Source organism: Pseudomonas sp. lyk4-R2A-8, from assembly GCF_030209095.1.
In the GTDB taxonomy this organism is placed as follows: domain Bacteria; phylum Pseudomonadota; class Gammaproteobacteria; order Pseudomonadales; family Pseudomonadaceae; genus Aquipseudomonas; species Aquipseudomonas quebecensis.
In genome coordinates, this window is sequence record NZ_JARVSS010000017.1 from 70194 (window position 1) to 89388 (window position 19195).

Here is a 19195-nt window from a genome sequence, read left to right on the forward strand (position 1 = left end):
TTTGCGGCACCTATCAGAAGGCCTTGGTTTCTGCCGATCAGAAGCGCGCCCGCGCTCGCCTACGACCAAAGTTTCGCAGGCGGCAAATTGACACATCCCCTGAAGGCTTTTAACCTAGCCCACAGCGATTGTAAATTGGTATTACCAATTATCCAAGTCGACTAAAAAGTGCCTGACCAACAACAATTAGGGGCCACCCCATATGCAAACCTGGCAACAGCTTTACAGCCCACTCGGCAGCCTCGGCCTGTCCGCCCTGGCCGCCGTCATCCCGATCGTATTCTTCTTCCTGGCTCTGGCAGTGTTCCGCCTCAAAGGGCACGTGGCCGGTAGCATTACCCTGGCACTGTCGATCCTGGTGGCAATCTTTGCCTTCCAGATGCCCGTCGATATGGCACTGGCCGCTGCCGGTTACGGGTTTGCCTACGGCCTATGGCCCATCGCGTGGATCATTGTCGCGGCCGTGTTCCTCTACAAGCTTACGGTCAAGAGCGGCCAGTTCGAGATCATTCGCAGCTCCGTTCTGTCGATTACCGACGACCAACGCCTGCAGGTGCTGCTGATCGGCTTCTGCTTTGGCGCCTTCCTGGAAGGCGCGGCCGGTTTCGGCGCCCCGGTGGCCATTACCGCTGCACTGCTGGTCGGCCTGGGTTTCAACCCGCTGTACGCTGCCGGCTTGTGCCTGATTGCCAACACCGCACCCGTCGCATTCGGCGCGCTGGGCATCCCGATCATCGTGGCAGGCCAAGTGACCGGTATCGACGCTTTCAAGATCGGCGCCATGACCGGCCGTCAACTGCCTTTGCTGTCGCTGTTCGTGCCGTTCTGGCTGGTGTTTATGATGGACGGCCTGCGCGGCGTGCGCGAAACCTGGCCGGCAGCCCTGGTAGCCGGTTTGAGCTTTGCGGTCACCCAATACTTCACCTCGAACTTCATTGGCCCGGAACTGCCGGACATCACCTCGGCGCTCGCCAGCCTGATCGCCCTGACCCTGTTCCTGAAAGTCTGGCAGCCCAAGCGCACCGCAGGCGCGCAAATTGCCGGCGCCACGTCGAGCGCGGCGGTAACCGCCAGCGTCGGCGGGTTCGGCCAGCCACGCAGCACCGTCGCATCGCCTTACACCCTCGGGCAGATTTTCAAAGCGTGGTCGCCCTTCCTGATCCTCACTGTGCTGGTAACGATCTGGACCCTTAAACCATTCAAGGCCATGTTCGCCGCAGGCGGCTCGATGTACAGCTGGGTGTTCAACTTCGCGATCCCACACCTGGATCAACTGGTGATCAAGGTCGCTCCCATTGTGACCAACCCCACGGCGATCCCGGCGGTGTTCAAACTGGATCCGATTTCAGCCACCGGCACCGCGATTTTCTTCTCGGCACTGATTTCGATGCTGGTATTGAAGATCAACGTAAAAACTGGTCTTACCACTTTGAAAGACACGTTTTACGAACTGCGCTGGCCGATCCTGTCGATTGGCATGGTGCTGGCGTTTGCCTTCGTCACCAACTATTCCGGCATGTCGTCGACCATGGCGCTGGTGTTGGCGGGCACCGGGGCGGCTTTCCCGTTCTTCTCGCCTTTCCTCGGCTGGCTGGGGGTTTTTCTGACAGGCTCCGATACTTCGTCCAACGCACTGTTCAGCTCGCTGCAGGCCACCACCGCGCACCAGATCGGTGTTAACGACACGCTGTTGGTTGCGGCCAACACCAGCGGTGGCGTCACCGGCAAGATGATCTCGCCGCAGTCGATCGCCGTGGCCTGCGCCGCCACCGGCCTGGTCGGCAAGGAATCCGACCTGTTCCGCTTTACCCTCAAGCACAGCCTGTTCTTTGCCACCATCGTCGGTCTGATCACCTTGGTTCAGGCTTATTGGTTCACCGGTATGCTGGTGCACTGAAGACTACACATAACAGGGTAAGAATCGACGCCGGACAATCACGCCGGCGTCAGCTACTTCTGGAGGACTGATGAGTCTGCCTACCGCTTTCCTGACTGACGTCGCACGGCTGATTCCGAAGAGTCGACGCTTCGACGACCCGCTTTCTACCCTCGCATTCGGCACAGACGCCAGTTTTTATCGATTGATCCCACAACTGGTGATCCGCGTAGAGTCTGAAGACGAAGTCGTGGCGTTGCTGCAATGGGCCCAACGCGACCAAGTACCCGTCACCTTTCGTGCCGCCGGCACCAGTTTGTCCGGGCAAGCGATCAGCGACTCGGTACTGATCGTGCTGGGCGATAACTGGAACGGTCGCGAAATTCGTGGCCAAGGCACGCAGATCCGCCTGCAACCCGGCGTGATCGGCGCCCAGGCCAACGCCTGGCTGGCGCCGTTCGGGCGCAAGATCGGTCCGGACCCGGCCTCCATCAACGCCTGCAAGATCGGCGGCATTGTCGCCAACAACGCCAGCGGCATGTGCTGCGGCACCGCGCAAAACACCTACCACACCCTGGCCGGCATCCGTCTGGTACTGGCCGACGGCAGCCGCCTCGACACGGAAGACCCTGCCAGCGTCAGCGCCTTTCGCACGCAGCATGGCGCACTGCTGGACCGCCTGGCGACACTGGGACGCGAAACGCGGGCAAATACCGAGTTGGCCGCCAAAATTCGCCACAAATACCGTCTGAAAAACACCACAGGCCTGTCACTTAACGCCTTGGTGGACTTTGACGACCCGCTGGAGATTCTCAGCCACTTGCTGGTGGGCTCCGAGGGCACCCTGGGGTTCATCAGCGCGGTCACCTACGACACTGTGGTCGATCATCCGAACAAGGCGTCGGCACTGATTGTTTTTCCGGATGTGGAAACTTGCTGCAACGCCGTCACCGTGCTGAAAACCCAGCCGGTATCGGCCGTAGAACTGCTGGATCGACGCAGCATGCGCTCGGTGCAGAACAAACCCGGCATGCCTGCATTCGTACAGCACCTGTCAGAAAATGCCTGCGCACTGCTGATCGAATCCCGCGCGGCAACGTCCTCATTGCTGCAGGAACAGCTCGTCCTGATCATGGCCTCCCTGGCCCGCTTCCCGGTAGAAAAACAGGTCGACTTCACCGAAGACCCCGTGGAAAACGCACGTTTGTGGGCGATTCGTAAAGACACCTTCCCCGCCGTCGGTGCTGTGCGCAAGACCGGTACCACCGTGATCATCGAAGACGTGACGTTCCCGGTCGAGCAACTGGCCGTAGGCGTAAACCGCCTGATCGCGCTGTTTGACAAACATCATTACGACGAAGCGATCCTTTTCGGACACGCGCTGGAAGGCAATCTGCACTTCGTGTTCACCCAAGGCTTCAACAGCAGTGAGGAAGTCACCCGCTATCAAGCCTTCATGGATGACGTCGCCCAGCTGGTTGCGGTGGAATTCGGCGGTTCGCTCAAGGCCGAACACGGTACCGGGCGCAACATGGCGCCGTTCGTCGAGTTGGAATGGGGCCGCGACGCCTACCAATTGATGTGGCAACTCAAGCGCCTGCTTGATCCCAGCGGCATCCTCAATCCGGATGTGGTGCTCAGCGACGACCCACAGATCCATCTCAAGCACCTCAAGCCGCTGCCCGCCGCCGATGAGCTGGTGGATAAATGCATTGAGTGCGGGTTCTGCGAGCCGGTGTGCCCATCCAAAGGGCTGACCCTGAGCCCGCGCCAGCGCATTGTGATCTGGCGCGACATCCAGGCAAAAAAACGCGCCGGGGTCGATACCACCGAACTGGAGGCGGCCTACCACTACCAGGGCATCGAGACCTGCGCCGCCACCGGCCTCTGCGCTCAACGCTGTCCTGTGGGAATCAATACCGGCGATCTGGTGAAAAAACTGCGCGCAAGGGACGCCGACCGTACGAAAACCGCCGAATGGCTCGCCACCCATTTCGCCACTGCGTTGCAAGGCGCGCGCTTTACCCTGCATGTCGCCAATGGCGCCCGCATGCTGCTGGGGGCACCGCGCCTGGCCAAACTGTCCGGCGCAGCAACACGTCTGTCCAAAGGGCAAATCCCTCAGTGGACCCCCGCCATGCCGCAGCCGGAAAAAGCCATTCGTTTCAGCCCACCGGTCACTGACGAACGGCCTCGCGTGGTCTACCTGGCAGCCTGCGTGTCGCGGGCAATGGGCCCGGCAGCCGGTGACAAGGAGCAGATGTCGCTGTACGACAAAACCCGTGGCCTGCTGGAAAAAGCCGGTTACCAAGTGGTTATCCCAGAAAATCAGGACAACCTGTGCTGCGGTCAGCCGTTCGCTTCCAAAGGTTATGCCGAACAGGCCGAGCACAAGCGTCAGGAACTGATCGGCGCCCTGCTCCACGCCAGTCGCGGCGGGCTGGACCCCATCTACTGCGACACCAGCCCCTGCACCCTGCGCCTGGTACAGGATCTGGGCGAAACCCGCCTGGACCTCTATGACCCGGTGCGGTTTATCCGCACGCACCTCATCGACCGTCTCGATTTCACACCACAGGAAGCGCCCATCGCGGTGCACGTCACCTGCAGCACCCAGCATCTGGGCGAAAGCCAGGCGCTGATCGAACTGGCCCGACGTTGCGCCAGTACCGTGATCGTCCCGGAGGGCATTCACTGCTGCGGCTTTGCCGGTGACAAGGGCTTCACCACGCCGGAACTCAATGCCCATTCGCTGCGGTCGCTCAAGGATGCGGTGCAATTTTGCAGCGAAGGCATTTCCACCAGCCGCACCTGCGAGATCGGCCTGAGCCAGCACGGCGGCATTGATTACCACGGGCTGGTCTACCTGGTGGACCGGGTAACCCAGGCCCGCGTCCATTAAACCCTGCAAAAAAACAGAACCCCTGCGCGCCGGCGTAGTCATCTGAACAGGCCTCGACAAACGAGGCCTTCACTGATGTCGCTGGCAGCCGTCGAACGCCAGCAGCGTCCAGCTTTTTTTCGCAAGGAGATACCCAATGAAGCGTTCCGCTCTTGCTGGCTTGTTCATTACCGCTGCGATGCTGGCCCCTTCCGCTTTCGCTGCCGGTGACAAAGACCTGTGCCAGATCAACCTGGATAAAATCAACAACGGCAAGGCACTGCTCGCCACCGACACCAGCGGCAAAAGCGGTGAAATCGACACGGCGGTGGCTCAAGCCAAAGCAGCACATGAGGCGGGTGATGACAAGAAGTGCATCGAGATCACCTCCAAGGCGCTTCAGGACCTGCAAAATAGCGAGAAAGGCGGTCAGTGAACGAATGTGCCAACCTTCGGGTTGGCCTTCCGTGACCGTTTGGCGTACACTGCACAGGCCTGTCACTCACTATGAAACAACGAGTTACAAGCACGGGGCCGTTTAGGATTCGACGCCGGTTGCGAAACTTTAGGTGCATGCCGAGTTGGTAACAGAACTCGTAAATCCACTGTTGCAACTTCTTATAGTTGCCAATGACGACCAATACGGTGCTGCTCTCGCTGCTTAATTGCAGCTGACATGCACTCCTGGTGCCTTCGGGCCCAGCAATCATCAGGGGATGTCTGTAAACCCAAAATGATTGTCATATAGAACAGAATCGCCGTGCAGTACGTTGTGGACGAAGCGGCTAAAACTTACACAACTCGCCCAAAGCACCCTGCCCGTCGGGTCGCCAAGGGTTAACTTAATAGACACGGCTACGCATGTAGTACCGACAGCGGAGTACTGGCGGACGGGGGTTCAAATCCCCCCGGCTCCACCATTTGATCAACTAAAGACGTCCACGGACGTCTTTTTTTGTGTCTGAAATCCAGTAAATACGGGGGTTTCAGGGCCACTGGAGGCTTTCCAGGCTTTTTGAGTTCCAGGCAGTTTGGTATTCCCAATGGCATTCCCGGCTACCCGGCGCTAATCTTGGGAATACCAAAAGGTGTCATGGAGTACTTCTCATGTGCGCTCAAACCACCCGCCTCTCCGACCGCCAGCTCAAGGCGGTCAAACCGAAAGACAAGGATTACGTCCTCACGGATGGCGACGGGCTCCAACTGCGAGTCAGGGTCAATCGCTCGATGCAGTGGAATTTCAACTACCGGCATCCCGTCACCAAGAGTCGAATCAACATGGCACTCGGCTCTTATCCCGAGGTTTCTCTTGCGCAAGCCAGGAAGAAAACCGTTGAGGCCAGAGAGCTGCTTGCGCAGGGCATCGACCCCAAAGCTCAGCGCAATGAGCTGCTGGAAGCCAAACGAGCGGAAACGGAGCACACCTTCGAGAATGTGGCCACCGCCTGGTTCGAGCTGAAGAAGGATTCCGTCACGCCCGCGTATGCCGAAGACATCTGGCGCTCGCTCACACTGCATGTATTTCCAAGCATGAAATCAACGCCGTTATCGGAAGTGAATGCCCCGATGGTCATCAAGCTCCTTCGCCCGATTGAGGCCAAAGGCAGCCTCGAGACAGTTAAGCGAGTGAGCCAGCGCCTTAACGAGATCATGACCTACGGGGTCAATTCCGGAATGATCTTTGCCAACCCTCTCAGCGGCATTCGAGCGGTGTTCAAGAAACCTAAGAAAGAGAACATGGCAGCGCTACCACCAGATGAGCTTCCGGAGCTCATGATGGAAATCGCGAACGCAAGCATCAAGCGGACGACCCGCTGCCTGATCGAATGGCAGCTACACACTATGACCCGCCCTGCCGAAGCTGCGACTACCCGATGGGCAGATATCGACTTCGAAAAACGCATCTGGACCATCCCTCCGGAGCGAATGAAAAAGCGTCGTCAGCACACAATCCCGCTGACCGAACATGCACTCTCGTTATTGGAGACGCTTAAGCCCCATAGCGGCCACAGGGAATATGTGTTCCCGTCAGATAGAAATCCGCGCACCCACGCGAATAGCCAGACAGCCAACATGGCATTGAAACGAATGGGCTTTCAGGACCGCTTAGTCAGCCACGGCATGCGCTCCATGGCCAGCACAATTCTGAATGAGCATGGATGGGATCCGGAGCTAATCGAAGTCGCGCTGGCGCATGTCGATAAAGACGAAGTTCGAAGCGCCTACAACCGGGCGGATTACATCGAACGCCGGCGTCCGATGATGGCCTGGTGGAGTGAACATATCCAGAAGGCAGCCACCGGCAGCCTGTCGGCATCCGCCATCAATCAAACCAGGGAGCGTAACGTCGTGCCGATACGCTGAGCAGGCGACAATTCGTGCCGTGCAGCAGGGCGACTGAAGTGGCGACTGTCGCTAAATCAGCCGCATGCCTGCGCTTCTTCGGCCAAGCCCCTAAGTATGGGAAGGCTCCGCATTCCCATACTTAGGGGCTCACGCTTAAAGATCTATCAAACAACCACGAGTTGCGCCTTTCTGCGGCGGATCAGCCCCGCTGTTAACTCGTAGTAGTAGATGGTAGCTGGAGCTGAGCAGCGCAAATAGTGCTCCAGAAACCATCTCACGTGCTTTTCTCTCCAGGACCAGGGAGTCGCGCAACCCCAGCGTTCACGAATCACCTCGTGCATCCTTTCTGCTTGCCTGATGTGCCGCTGCTGCGTGGCATGTGCACCTTTGAGCATAGGGCGCAGGAACAACGCTATGTCGAACTCGGCCGTCATCGCCGGCCTCCGATGTAGGCACTCACCACATCGATGCGGTTATGTCCCAACTCGTAGCTGATCTGCTTACGGGCTTGCTGATCGAGTGCTCGATCCTCTTGATGAACACGACCACCATTAACGGGTGCAGGAAAACCGATTAGTTGCTCATAGCGCTCACAGGCGTAAGCCGCCCGCAGCTCATGAAAACCTTTCAATCCATACTCATGCAGGATGTCCCGTGCCGGTCGCACAACTGCCCGCATAAAGTCTTTGTAGCTTTCGTCGGGCGCCAACAAATTCCGGCTGCCATTGGGTGAGGTCGCGCTGGCCCAATCCAGGGCATCGCGAACTTGATCCGTTACCGTAATCCAGCGCGGTGCCGAGGCCCCTGATCGACCACCTTTGGTGCCATCCTGGATGTTGATCTTGCCCAGTTGCCGACCCTCACGTTGCAGTCGGGGCAGATCGGCCAGGATCGCTTCGCGCAGGCGCATACCAGTCTCACGGGCGAGGAGCACAATGGCACTCACCCTCGATTGCTGACGATCTGACAGAGCCCGCGCGATCAACTCGACCTGCGCACGGTCTTGGCCTTGCGGAGCCTCACTACGCACGCTTGAGCGCTGCAAGCCAAGCGCCTTACTCGGACTCGGGATTTTGACGTACTGATCACCGCGCAGCGCGGCCATCGTTCTGTTCACGCTGGACAGTCGGTTCTGCGCGGTGGCAATGCCGACGTTGCCCTGATCAACCTGCTCCCGCACGTGGACGGCGTACCGCATGAGGATCTCGCGGTCTATCTGGCGCGCGTCGTTGACCCTCGGTCCTTCATCGGATCGACACCAATGCACGAACGCCTGCCAGCGATCACTATGGGCTTTGACGGTAGCAAAATGGCCGTCGCCAAACAGGTCTTTCAGTGCTTGCGGTCCAGCATAGCTAAGCTGGCGACCGAAGCCGAAATTGCGCCCCGCTCGCTTACCGACCCGAGCCATTTCTCTGTTCCTGATCGACTGCCGCGAGATCATGCAAAAGGGCTCGCCAGTGCGCACTTACAATCGCGAACTGAGCCCAATCAGTCGGGCGAAAACACAGCGTGTTGTCAGTGACGTAGAGATGCACGCCCTGCTCTTTCAACACCTGAATGATGGCTGTCGTCGAGGTGATAGTTTTACGGGTGGTGGCGACACCGGCGACAGCGGCGACATCCCTAGCCCTGCCTGGCTTTGAGCGTGGCGACAAAGTGGCGACAGTAGCGGCGACAAATTGCGCTTTCGGCTCCTTTTCGCGCTGAGCCAGATGGTTGCGCAGCGCTTCATCAAGATTAAACATGGCGCACCTCGAAGGTGTGGCCGTCGGTGATGAGCCACTGATGATCAATCAACTCGACCAACAGCTTGGCGGTATGACGACTGCTCTTACGGGCAAAACGGGGACCGTTGCGATTCAATTCACGAATACTGAAACGCTTCCAATCTTTGACCTGTAGCCATCGCAGCAACCGGTCCGCCTCTTCCTTTACCCGACACACTGGTTCCTGCTCAGTCACGCGCTGGATCTCGGTGAGGTAGTAGCCGACTAAAGCGGAGGCCCGTTGAATATGGTCGACCTCCACGACGCTGCTCTCCTCCACAACTGCAAGAATGCCGGCGACGCGCAGCAGGTTATCGGCGGCCTTTGATCCGCTGGGCCGTACGCTGGCCAGCTCGCCAAACTCCCCCAACTGAGCTTCGATGGCATCATGCAAATCAATCCAGCGACGGCGGGCTAACGGACTCAGTGTCAGCGGTGATAGCCGCAAGGCACCGTCAGCGGAAAGTGACCAAGGCTGATGAAACAGGGCCGAAAGACGGTGGTGATATCGCTTTAGGGCGGGGTCTTTGGACAAGTCGACAGACTGGTAACTGCGTTGTCCGGCCAGGCTGGTGGGCCAGGTGATGAGGCAGCGACCGAGAATGCCTTGCCCCTGCAGCAATGGGTCACTGAGTAACTGCATGGCTAGATACGGTTGCAGCATCAGGTGCAGGCTTAAGCGTCGATCGTAAGCTCGCAAGCTTTCACCCGCCATAGACCGCGCGCGATCTATCGGACTGCCGTCCCAGAGCGACGACAAGGTCGTAACCGCTTTCAAACGGTTATCTCGACTCATGGTGCTGCTGCCGAGGAATTGTCCCCCTTCATCGCAGAACAACCCCATGCTCGGCAGGTCATGACAGAGCCCTTTGATCAGCGCTTCAATAGTTGGGTCCGTGGTAATCAGCCTCGGTGCAGAGGGCTCCGCTTCGAGCGGTACACCGTTCGCGGAGTCGGGATCGGCAGGGTTGATACGCTGCATCTGGCGCTGTGCTGCACGGTACCGAGCAAGCTGTTCGCGGTAACGCTGCCATTGTTCACGCTCCCATTGTCGTGCAGGCAGCAATGCACATCGATCTGCCGCAGTTTTGCGATCGCCGGACGCGGCCACGGTGATCAGGTAAAGCGACAGCGGATAATTTCTCCCATCGAGCTGTAAGCCCGCATGACCTTGAGTGGCCAGCGCCGAAGCAGCCAGCACCGATTGTGCAGCCAATGCCTGGGGCACCCCGATAACCTCGGCCATGCGTTCGACCGCAGGCCCTAGGATCCCACCCAGTGCCTGCACCGGATAAGGCTGGGCAACGGGGTTCGACTCAATCAGCGGTCGAGGTGGTCGTGGTAGTTCAAGCTTCGGATCTAACTGCTGCATGGCCCTCTCCTCGTTCACTGCTGGTTGTCCTCACGTAGTCCCGCCACGGCTGTTGAGTGTTATCAGGGATCAAGGCCCCTGCGGCCTGTGAGGTGTTCACTGACGCGGAACGAACGGCTCCTTACGACCGGGAGCAAGGGCATGAACCCATGAATCTGGCCTCCTTAAACGCATCCGAAGATGCGGGCGGGTGGAGGCTGTGCCGACTGACGAGTTCGGCACCTAGAGATCCTGGGTGAGAGAAAGCAAAGACCTGGACACTTGGTGCATGCCTGACTGTTAGTCAGGTGCAGCCCTTCCGTAGGCTGCGGCACCGGTGTCTGTGTCGTTGCGGATGGCGACGAATCGGAGTTGTCAGGCCGATTGTCACGAGGAAAGTTGCGGCAATGCCCTGTACGACGTGGCTTGCAGCAGTGGTACGAGCGCCCGTCTCTTTCCAGAAGAAAGAGACGGGCGCGGTCTGACGCAGCGAAGTGTGCCGATAGGTGAGGTTGCCGCAGCGCAGCGAGGTAGGTCCATCGTCTGCCGCAGTGGGCAGATAAGTCGAGTGAGCACCCATCACTCTTGGGAAGTGACCGTGCGAGCCGCCGGATGCTAATCGCACTTTGGGAGAACCACCACACAAGTGGCGTAGCCTTAAAGGTTCTGGCTACCTGGGCTGGTGCTGTCAAAGACAGCGATCCGTGCGCAAATTTTTATACCCATTCGAAAAGGCGGTCAAGTATCGCGGCCAAAGCGCGCAAAAAGCGGCGACTGTCGCCACTTTTGTCGCCACGCTCCAGGTGACGTTCTACAAGGGTTGTCGCCGGCGTCGCCGCTGTCGCCATACCTACATCCATGCCCAACGAAAAGATCTGCACATACACTGAAATGGCTCTGCGCTCGATAGAGACCACGGTAATTACTGACGGGTAAAAGAAAATGGGAGGACGGAAGGAGGTAGCTTCAAGAAAAAGCGAGTGAACCCTCCGATAGGCGCGATCAAAGATCGCTTAATCGGAGGGTTTGGCGGAAAAAGCAAGTCTCAAACGACAATTACAGACTTAGGCATCGAAGTTGGTTGATTGGGAGGTAACGTAACGGCTTCACAACACATTATCAGTGTCTGCCTGCCTTAAATGCTTACTGGGGGATCGCCTGGATTCTTTTCGCACAAGCGACGATGATCGTTATCTCTTGATATGATAGAAATGAGCTTACAGTCAACCGCCATTGAGTAAAGACGCTGCCATACCGTCTAATTGCTTTTTCACCCTATCCCATTCAGGCATTACCAGCTGCATGAGCCGATAAAAACGTTCACTGTGGTTGTGCTCCGCGATATGGCACAGCTCATGCAATATTACGTAGTCAATGCATTCGCGAGATGCTTTAACCAAATGGGGGTTGAGCGTGATGCGACCTGTGGGAGAGCAACTACCCCACTGCGTTTGCATGCTCAGGATGCGCAGTGGCGGCTTGCCAGAAACCCAGAGAGACCGCTGCAATACTGCCTCCAGACGTCGATTAAAAACCTCGCGGGCACGTGTCTTATACCAAGAGTGCAGTAGCTCGTGTACCTTTCCAGCCGACCTCACACGGACAGACACCTCGAGCTTGCCACGCAGTAGACGCACCTGTTGCGGCCCATCAGGCGCTTCCACGACCTTAAGCACATATTGCTTACCCAAATAGTAGTGGCTTTCTCCGCTGATGTACTGCCGCGGGCGGACATGCATAACCTGAGCGCGGAACTCACGAAGCTGCTGATAAATCCAACGGCCGCGTCGCTTCAGTGCACCCAATACCTGCTCATCGCTAGCACCAGCCGGTGCACTGACCCGCACACGGCAATCTGGATCGACCTTGATCAGAATACGCGAAACCTCGCGCGGTCGTTGCTCACATTCAACCTGTATCAACTCATCGCCGTAGTAAAAGCTCAGCCAGCTTTGCGCTGGTGGATTAGGCGGAGTATTCATGACGATGGGAGCGCTCATAGGCCGGACAAGCCCACCCGCGTGATTTGCACTACCCACTCAACTATGGTCTTCGCCTGATCCATGCCGCCGCCCACTGCCTTACACTCCCTAAAGAGCAGCGGTAACAGCTTCTTGCGAATATCGCTTTCAATATTCTGTGGGTTGATTGAGTGTTCGGCCACAGAGGTTATGACCATTTCATCCAGACTAAAAGCCAGCTTCACCCAGTGCTCCTGTACCTGCTCATTGGATGAGATCAGAACTTCCGGAAGACTTTTTTTGAAAACACCAAAGTAAGCCTGGGCATGGCGGTTACTCGCCAATACGTCCGGTAGCTCATCTAGTTTGCGCGCCTGCACCTGCTGTTCAAATTCATGGAATAGCAGGTACTGCTTGAGCGGATGATCGAACAGCTTTGTAGCATCTTCAATGACTTGGCGGAGCAGCTTAGAAAATGCTTCTTGGGCATAGGGGTCGTCACGTAGCCCCTGCTCAATGATCTTGCTCACGCGGGTCTTGATGATATCGGTTTCGTTGCGTGTCTTGTCCTCACTCCACTGATCAAGCCTTTGCTGCCCCATCTTGCCGACTTCATAAACGCCACTTGGGTCTTTAATCTCCACGCCAACCACATGCTTATCCAGCAACTTGCGGATCTGTTCGGCGTACTGGTCATAGTTCACCGTCTCACCTGCATCCTGTTTGGCCAGTTGGCGAAGGCTGGAGAACTGCTTGAGCGTTTCTTTGTAGTGAGCACGGTCAGCGTCACTGAAGCTAGTGTCCTCGAAGAAAGAAGCTGATTGCAATGCAATCTTCAGACAACTGGCGAACTCGGTTAGGGCCTCGTAAAAGTCCTCGCGCACTTTAAGATTTACATCCACCAGCTCACTGCCCCGCTCCTGCATCTTGGGTACCAGAACCTGGCGCAACTGTTCGATATCGCCTTTGTTCTTTACATCGGCAAAAATCGCCCATAGTTGTTTGTGCAGTTGAGGCAGCCGCTTGTACTCGCTGCTCATCTGGCTGTAGAGGCCGGCGATGTCATTTATGTCATAGCCACCCTGAGTACGAGAAGCCAAATCCTGATACTTCTGAATCGTGGTATCCAACTCTGAGAGAATGCCCCGATAGTCAATCAGCAGGCCGAATTTCTTCAGGGGATGCAAGCGGTTGACCCGTGCAATAGCCTGAATCAGGTTGTGCTCCTTGAGAGGCTTGTCGATGTACAGCACGGTATTCTTCGGCTCATCGAAGCCCGTCAGCAGCTTGTCCACTACGATCAAAAGCTTGAGCGAATCATCTTTATCGAACCGTTCAATCACCTGCTTGGTGTATACCTGCTCATCCACGCTCCCAACGTTGTTCTTCCACCATTGAGTTACTTCCGGTGAAGCAGCCTCATCCACTTCGGAGTTGCCTTCGCGGCTATCCGGTGAGCTCATCACCAAAGCGCTTTCGAAAAGACCCGCTTCATCCAAATACTGCTTGTACTTTACCGCCGACGCCTTACTGTCACAGGCCAACTGTCCTTTGAGGCCTTCATCAATGTTTTTAACGAAGTGGTTGGCGATATCAAGTGCAATCAAACGAATTCGATCATCTGCGCTGTAGATGTGACCTTTCTTGGCGAACTTGCGCTTTAGATCGGCCTTCTGCTGATCGCTCAGCCCTTCAGTGATGCGCTCGAACCAGCTATCGATAGCGCGAGCGCTCACATCCAGATCGGGGATGCGCTCTTCATAGAGCAACGGCGTCACTGCTTGATCCTCCACCGCTCGCTGCATGGTGTAGGCATGCACGATGGGGCCAAACTTATTTGTAGTCTTGTCGTCTTTGAGCAGTGGTGTCCCGGTAAACGCTACAAAAGCCGCATTGGGCAGCGCCTGCTTCATGCGGGTATGGGTTTCACCGCCTTGGCTGCGGTGACCTTCATCGATCAGCACGATGATGTCAGCACTAGTGTTCACGCATTGCGGCAGCTTGGTGGCGCTGTTGAACTTCTGGATTAGCGAGAAAATGATGCGCTCATTACCCTTACCGATCTGCTCCGCCAAGCGAGTTCCGGAAGTGGCCATGGCTGCCTCGCGATCCTTCTTGCCTGCCAGTTCGCCGCCCGAAGCGAAAGTCTTGCTCAGTTGGTTTTCCAGATCGACTCGGTCGGTGACTACCACAATGCGGCACTGCTTGAGCGAGTCATGCAGGATCAGCGCTTTGCTCAGGAAAACCATGGTGAATGACTTGCCCGAGCCTGTTGTATGCCAGATAACCCCTCCCTCGCGGCCACCGTCTTTGCGTCTGTGGGTAATCCGCTCGATCAGCCGTTTGATGCCAAATACCTGCTGATAGCGAGCAACGATCTTGCCAGCCTTCTTGTCGAACAGGGTGAAGTAGCGAGTCATCTCCAACAGCCGAGCAGGAGAGAGCAGGCTGATAAGTAACTGATCTTGGCCGGTCAGCGCTAGATCGCCGCCAGCAATCAGGGTGTCATACCAGTCCAGATCACGGGGACGGCGATGGCTGAAGATAGAGGCCTTCTGTGCGGCATTCAGCTTGCGGTTCTTCAGTGCATACAACTCTGCGGTAGTGATATCTTCCTCACGCCAAGCCGCCCAGAATTTCGCAGGCGTACCACATGTGGCGTAGCGCCCATCGCTGCCATTGATAGAAAGCAACAATTGGCTGTAGGCGAATAGCTTTGGGATTTCGTCGTGACGCTGGTTGCGCAAACTCTGCGAAACGCCTTCCTCGATGGTCGGGCCTTTCTGCGTATTGCTATCGGGCCGCTTGGCCTCGATCACTACAAGCGGAATACCGTTAACGAAGCAAACAATATCCGGCCTCCGCGACTCCACACCATTGCTGCGCAGCACGCGAAATTCTTCGGTAAAGATGAAGCTATTATTCGCGGGGTTGTTCCAGTCGATCAACGCCACGGTCGGGTTGGCTTTTTTGCCGTCCAAGAACTCCGTCACCGAGATGCCATACAGCAAATGGTTGTACAGCCGCTCGTTGGCGGCCTGCAGCCCTTCGTTAAGCGCTGGGCTGCACATTTCACTGATAAGGTTGTCGATGGCCTTGGCTGATAGTGGGTATTCACTCCCGCCAAACAAGAAACGTCGCTTGCTCAGTTGCTCACGCAATACTTCACGCAAAACCACCTCGTCGCTCTTACCGCTCCTTGCTGTCAGTGCCTGCTCGGGTGAGAGGAACTGCCAACCGAGGTTGCATAGCAGAGCCAGAGCAGGAAGTTTTGCGCTGAATTCTTCCTGGAATTTAGGTGTTGGTATCATCCGCTGTAGTTCTCCAAGCCGCCCGCCAGCTGTTGCTGGAAACTAATCAGCTCATGAATTTGACTGCTATGTGGGTCATAGACCCACTCATGGTTGAACATCTATTTAGCGCAGGATGAACTGCGCCAAAACATCATCCGTGCTTTAGAGGATAAGGTCGCTACCTGTCATATCAGCCATTCGCCTCTGCGATTGCGCGATCAGATACTACCTTGTCGATCATCGCCTTCACGGCGTGATCAATAGCCGAACCATCAGTGTAATCGGCAGTGGTCGCTAGGTTGGTACGCCCTTCCTTGACCAGCATGAGTGCCTTTTCGCGGGCACCGCGTTTGCCCTTACCGTAAACGGCAATCGAATGACCGCCCTGACTCTTGACCAAGCGCATTGAGGGAATGTCGGTCTCGCCGTCGCCGATAAAAACCATATTATTGAACGGCACAGGCCGTTCGGCTGGCTCGACGAACTTGTTGATCACCGAGTTATCGTGTACATCCAGGCTGCCCTTGTTAATGCGGAACAGGTACTGGGTTTTGGTGGTGTAGTTCACCGCCAATGCTGGCCAGTGCGCGACGTCGTTATGGTCGTACATAAAACCTGAGGCATAGACGCGAGTGAAATGCCTGTTGATCGGGGTTCCCTCGATCATCTCGCGCAGCCCCGACGAGATGATGAAGTGCTCGACCTTTACGCCCTTGGCACGGCCATATTCAGTAATGCGTTTGAACCAGTCTTGCACACCTGGAAACAGCTGAATATGGGCCCCAAAATCGGCAAAATCCTTTTTGCGCACCGGCACCCGGGCGGCCTGAGCCTTCTCGATCATCAGGCGCATATAAGCCAGAATCTCGTCAGCCTGCTGCTCCTGAGCCATAGCCTTCGCCGCGCGCCAGAACTCCGCCGGTTTGATGCCCAATGCCGGCACAAAATTGTACTCCTGCATATTGCCGGGTGACAGGGTGCCGTCGAAGTCATAGGCAATCACAAAAGGGATGTGTTTCCTAGCCATCAAGCAACCTCCGGTTCATGGAACTTCACACAGCGTTTGCCGGTGAGCAGCTGTTGCATAAGCGCTTTTTTTTCCTGCTTAAGAAAATCGAGTTGCCTTCTAAGGATCTCCACTTCACGATCAGCAGCTACAAGTATCCGAGAAATTTCTTGTTGTTCCTCATAGCTTGGAGCATCAACTTTTACATCAAGCAAATCTTTCGGATTCACGCGTCTTGCCTTTCGACCACCATTAGCCAATCCAAGTTGAGAGTTGTAAAAACTTTCTCTGGAAACAAACTTCAGGAACCACTGCGCATCCACATTTTTCTTGAAGTTGAACGCTGGCAGATCCAATGTTGATTCGTACCCGTCTAAGCTGCATGGGACAATCCCAAAGGCACCATTCAAGAAATCGAGCTTGCTGTATATAAATTGCCCGGCTAGCCGTTTGTAGTACTTTGTTGACTCACTTCCCTGTCGTTTTTCGCTTTTAGCAATAACACCCTGACCATAGAGGCGAACGGTCAGTTTTTTTGCAATATCCCCGGTACTCCCTGCTAGTCTGCTTTCCTCAATGAAATCTCCTATACGTTTTTTTGTCCAAGGCCCAAAACCTAAAATTGTTTTTCTCCCGGACAGCAGCCCAGCTTCGAGAATTTTCTTATGCTGAAGGCTATTGGCAAGTAATTTACCTGCAACGGAGATCGCTTGATCCCAAATAGATAAAATACTTGCGATTCTCTTCTGCTCAGATAGCGTAGGAACTAATAATAACTGCTCCGTGATATCGACTTTTTGTACATGTAATAAGGTTGCTTTGAAACCATGCGCTTGGTTTTCGACGCGTTCCGTAACTGTACGCAGAGCCTCGTAGAGCCAACCTGTGTCGACTACCGTTTTTGCTACCACCCTAAAAATATGCTGATTCAAAACGCCCTTTGGACCAAGCCACAGCTTAGCTCCGAAAGAGATTCCCTTGGTGCCGGCCCAGGCAAAAAGAATATCACCGGGCATAACAACCCAGCGGGGATTTGGTATGCCCGCAAAGTAGTTGAAATCAGCAGAGCCATTTAGGTTCTGAATTCGAATGATTGGGAGCCCTTCTTCTGCCCAATCAGCTGGTTTGAAACCGTTTCCGTTTATTAATTCGCACAACTCCCCGACGGTGGAGCGATGCCATCCATTAGGCTCCATAACCCAATTCCTTCAGATAGCCGTCCATAACTACTTCCAGCTCTGCAAGCTGTGCCTTTAATTCCGCACGCTCTTTCCGTACCTCGAGCAGGTCTATTTCCTCTTCAGTCTCGATAGTAGTGACATAGCGCGGGATATTTAGGTTGTAATTGTTATTACGGATTTCCTGCAGGCTGGCTCGGTAGCTAAATCTTTCCGAGTTAATACGGTGGCGATAAGTGATTAGGATATTATTGATCTGCTCCTCACCCAGGATATTCTGATTTTTACCGGTTTTGAAATCGTGGCTAGCATCAATAAATAGTACGTTGTCATCGACCTTGGCCTTGCTGAAAATCAAGACTGCGGCTGGGATGCCAGTACCGTAGAAAAGTTTTTCTGGAAGGCCAATCACCGTATCCAGCAAATTTTCCTCGATCAACTGTTGGCGAATCTTGCCTTCACTTGATCCGCGGAACAGCACGCCGTGCGGTACGATCACTGCCATTCGCCCAGTCTTGGCTTTCAGGGTTTCGATCATATGTAGGATAAAAGCGAAATCCCCCTTAGTTTTCGGCGGGACACCGCGTTTGAAGCGGCCAAATTGATCGTGCTCAGCTTCTTCATGGCCCCACTTATCCAACGAAAACGGCGGGTTGGCGGTAACAATATCGAATTTTAGTAGCTGTCCGTTGCTGTCCAGCAGCTTGGGGTTGCGCAGGGTATCGCCCCACTCGATTTTGTGGTTGTCCTCCCCGTGGAGAAACATGTTCATCTTGGCCAACGACCAAGTAGAGCCGATGGCTTCCTGGCCATATAGGGCATATTGCTTGCTGTTGTGATGTTCGCGCACTTTTCTCCCACACTTCATCAATAGTGAGGCCGAGCCGCAGGCAGGGTCGCAAATGGTGTCGCCCGCTTGAGGGTCGAGGAGCTCGGCGATCAGCTCGGAGACTTCCGGCGGGGTATAGAACTCACCGGCCTTCTGCCCACCGCTTGCGGCGAAGTTCTTGATTAAGTACTCGTAGGCGTTTCCGATCACATCTAGGCTGCCGACGCGGGAAGGCTTAAGATTGAGTTCGGGTCCGGCAAAATTTTCTAGTAGATGACGCAGTATGGTATTTTTCTGTTTCTCTTCACCGAGTTTGTCAGTGTTAAAAGAAATGTCTTGAAATACGCTCTTGCCGGAATCTTTGAGTTTAGCGCCATTAGCTTCCTCGATGGCGTGTAACGCCTGGTCAATGCGTTCACCGTTACCTGGCTCGTGGCGATGCTCAAAGAGTGAGTAAAAACTGGCTTCACGCGACAGAACGAAACGCTCATTCTTAAGCATTTCCTCGATCAGCTCCGGCTCGTCACCATACTCCGCCTTATAGTTGTCGTAGTGATCCTGCCACACATCACTTATGTACTTAAGAAACAGCATGGTGAGGATGAAATCTTTGTAGGTGTCAGCACTGATAGTGCCTCGGAAAGTGTCGCATGCCGCCCACAGTGCCTTGTTGATATCATCTTGGTTAACTTTGTCGTTCATGGT

13 protein-coding genes and 1 other RNA gene are annotated in these 19195 nt (G+C 55.5%); 5 read left to right on the forward strand and 9 right to left on the reverse strand.

The window, feature by feature from the left end:
• The first annotated feature begins 202 nt into the window (after nucleotides 1-202).
• The 5 genes from QRN10_RS17870 (at nucleotide 203) to QRN10_RS17890 (ending at nucleotide 7121) form a co-directional block, all read left to right on the forward strand.
• Nucleotides 203-1897 carry a lactate permease LctP family transporter gene (locus QRN10_RS17870; RefSeq protein ID WP_285428803.1) on the forward strand — a complete coding sequence of 565 codons (1695 nt, stop codon included), beginning with the start codon at nucleotides 203-205 and terminating at the stop codon, nucleotides 1895-1897.
• Between the two features lie 70 nt (nucleotides 1898-1967).
• Nucleotides 1968-4778, forward strand: a complete 2811-nt coding sequence (locus tag QRN10_RS17875; RefSeq protein WP_266246838.1) for an FAD-binding and (Fe-S)-binding domain-containing protein — start codon at nucleotides 1968-1970, stop codon at nucleotides 4776-4778.
• Between the two features lie 136 nt (nucleotides 4779-4914).
• Entirely contained in the window at nucleotides 4915-5193 is a 279-nt protein-coding gene (locus QRN10_RS17880; RefSeq protein WP_253509425.1) for a PA2433 domain-containing protein, read from the forward strand.
• 94 nt (nucleotides 5194-5287) lie between these two features.
• Nucleotides 5288-5677, forward strand: a transfer-messenger RNA (tmRNA) gene (gene ssrA, locus QRN10_RS17885).
• Nucleotides 5678-5864: 187 nt separating this feature from the next.
• The gene (locus QRN10_RS17890; protein WP_285428805.1) at nucleotides 5865-7121 is read left to right on the forward strand and encodes an integrase domain-containing protein; all 1257 of its coding nucleotides are present in this window, start codon (nucleotides 5865-5867) and stop codon (nucleotides 7119-7121) included.
• A 146-nt stretch (nucleotides 7122-7267) separates the two neighbouring features.
• On the opposite strand, the gene QRN10_RS17895 is transcribed toward QRN10_RS17890, so the two are convergent.
• The 9 genes from QRN10_RS17895 to QRN10_RS17935 all read right to left on the reverse strand — a co-directional run bounded on the left by QRN10_RS17895 (nucleotide 7268) and on the right by QRN10_RS17935 (nucleotide 19192).
• Nucleotides 7268-7537 (reverse strand): hypothetical protein, encoded by a 270-nt coding sequence (locus tag QRN10_RS17895; RefSeq protein WP_285428806.1) that lies wholly within the window; start codon nucleotides 7535-7537, stop codon nucleotides 7268-7270.
• Entirely contained in the window at nucleotides 7534-8514 is a 981-nt protein-coding gene (locus QRN10_RS17900) for an integrase domain-containing protein (RefSeq protein ID WP_285428807.1), read from the reverse strand. The genes QRN10_RS17895 and QRN10_RS17900 overlap by 4 nt, the downstream gene beginning before the upstream one ends.
• Complete coding sequence (locus tag QRN10_RS17905) at nucleotides 8498-8851, reverse strand: hypothetical protein (protein WP_285428808.1); 354 nt, start codon at nucleotides 8849-8851, stop codon at nucleotides 8498-8500. The genes QRN10_RS17900 and QRN10_RS17905 overlap by 17 nt, the downstream gene beginning before the upstream one ends.
• Nucleotides 8844-10244: a YfjI family protein gene (locus tag QRN10_RS17910; protein ID WP_285428809.1), complete on the reverse strand. Its 1401-nt coding sequence runs from the start codon at nucleotides 10242-10244 to the stop codon at nucleotides 8844-8846. Before QRN10_RS17910 ends, QRN10_RS17905 begins: the two co-directional genes overlap by 8 nt.
• Before the next feature lie 1202 nt (nucleotides 10245-11446).
• Nucleotides 11447-12223, reverse strand: coding sequence for a M48 family metallopeptidase (locus tag QRN10_RS17915; protein ID WP_285428810.1), 777 nt, complete (start codon nucleotides 12221-12223; stop codon nucleotides 11447-11449).
• Nucleotides 12220-15495, reverse strand: a complete 3276-nt coding sequence (locus tag QRN10_RS17920; RefSeq protein WP_285428811.1) for a type I restriction endonuclease subunit R — start codon at nucleotides 15493-15495, stop codon at nucleotides 12220-12222. The genes QRN10_RS17915 and QRN10_RS17920 overlap by 4 nt, the downstream gene beginning before the upstream one ends.
• A gap of 172 nt (nucleotides 15496-15667) precedes the next feature.
• Nucleotides 15668-16504 (reverse strand): HAD family hydrolase, encoded by an 837-nt coding sequence (locus QRN10_RS17925; RefSeq protein ID WP_285428812.1) that lies wholly within the window; start codon nucleotides 16502-16504, stop codon nucleotides 15668-15670.
• On the reverse strand, nucleotides 16504-17679 hold the full coding sequence (locus QRN10_RS17930) for a restriction endonuclease subunit S (protein WP_285428813.1): 1176 nt from the start codon (nucleotides 17677-17679) through the stop codon (nucleotides 16504-16506). The genes QRN10_RS17925 and QRN10_RS17930 overlap by 1 nt, the downstream gene beginning before the upstream one ends.
• Entirely contained in the window at nucleotides 17669-19192 is a 1524-nt protein-coding gene (locus QRN10_RS17935) for a type I restriction-modification system subunit M (RefSeq protein ID WP_285428814.1), read from the reverse strand. The genes QRN10_RS17930 and QRN10_RS17935 overlap by 11 nt, the downstream gene beginning before the upstream one ends.
• Between the last annotated feature and the right edge of the window lie 3 nt (nucleotides 19193-19195).

Excerpts from the sequence above, each read along its gene's own strand:
- QRN10_RS17870 (WP_285428803.1), top strand. The coding sequence starts at position 203 with ATGCAAACCTGGCAACAGCTTTACAGCCCACTCGGCAGCCTCGGCCTG.
- QRN10_RS17875 (WP_266246838.1), top strand. The coding sequence starts at position 1,968 with ATGAGTCTGCCTACCGCTTTCCTGACTGACGTCGCACGGCTGATTCCG.
- QRN10_RS17880 (WP_253509425.1), top strand. The coding sequence starts at position 4,915 with ATGAAGCGTTCCGCTCTTGCTGGCTTGTTCATTACCGCTGCGATGCTG.
- QRN10_RS17890 (WP_285428805.1), top strand. The coding sequence starts at position 5,865 with ATGTGCGCTCAAACCACCCGCCTCTCCGACCGCCAGCTCAAGGCGGTC.
- QRN10_RS17895 (WP_285428806.1), bottom strand. The coding sequence starts at position 7,537 with ATGACGGCCGAGTTCGACATAGCGTTGTTCCTGCGCCCTATGCTCAAA.
- QRN10_RS17900 (WP_285428807.1), bottom strand. The coding sequence starts at position 8,514 with ATGGCTCGGGTCGGTAAGCGAGCGGGGCGCAATTTCGGCTTCGGTCGC.
- QRN10_RS17905 (WP_285428808.1), bottom strand. The coding sequence starts at position 8,851 with ATGTTTAATCTTGATGAAGCGCTGCGCAACCATCTGGCTCAGCGCGAA.
- QRN10_RS17910 (WP_285428809.1), bottom strand. The coding sequence starts at position 10,244 with ATGCAGCAGTTAGATCCGAAGCTTGAACTACCACGACCACCTCGACCG.
- QRN10_RS17915 (WP_285428810.1), bottom strand. The coding sequence starts at position 12,223 with ATGAGCGCTCCCATCGTCATGAATACTCCGCCTAATCCACCAGCGCAA.
- QRN10_RS17920 (WP_285428811.1), bottom strand. The coding sequence starts at position 15,495 with ATGATACCAACACCTAAATTCCAGGAAGAATTCAGCGCAAAACTTCCT.
- QRN10_RS17925 (WP_285428812.1), bottom strand. The coding sequence starts at position 16,504 with ATGGCTAGGAAACACATCCCTTTTGTGATTGCCTATGACTTCGACGGC.
- QRN10_RS17930 (WP_285428813.1), bottom strand. The coding sequence starts at position 17,679 with ATGGAGCCTAATGGATGGCATCGCTCCACCGTCGGGGAGTTGTGCGAA.
- QRN10_RS17935 (WP_285428814.1), bottom strand. The coding sequence starts at position 19,192 with ATGAACGACAAAGTTAACCAAGATGATATCAACAAGGCACTGTGGGCG.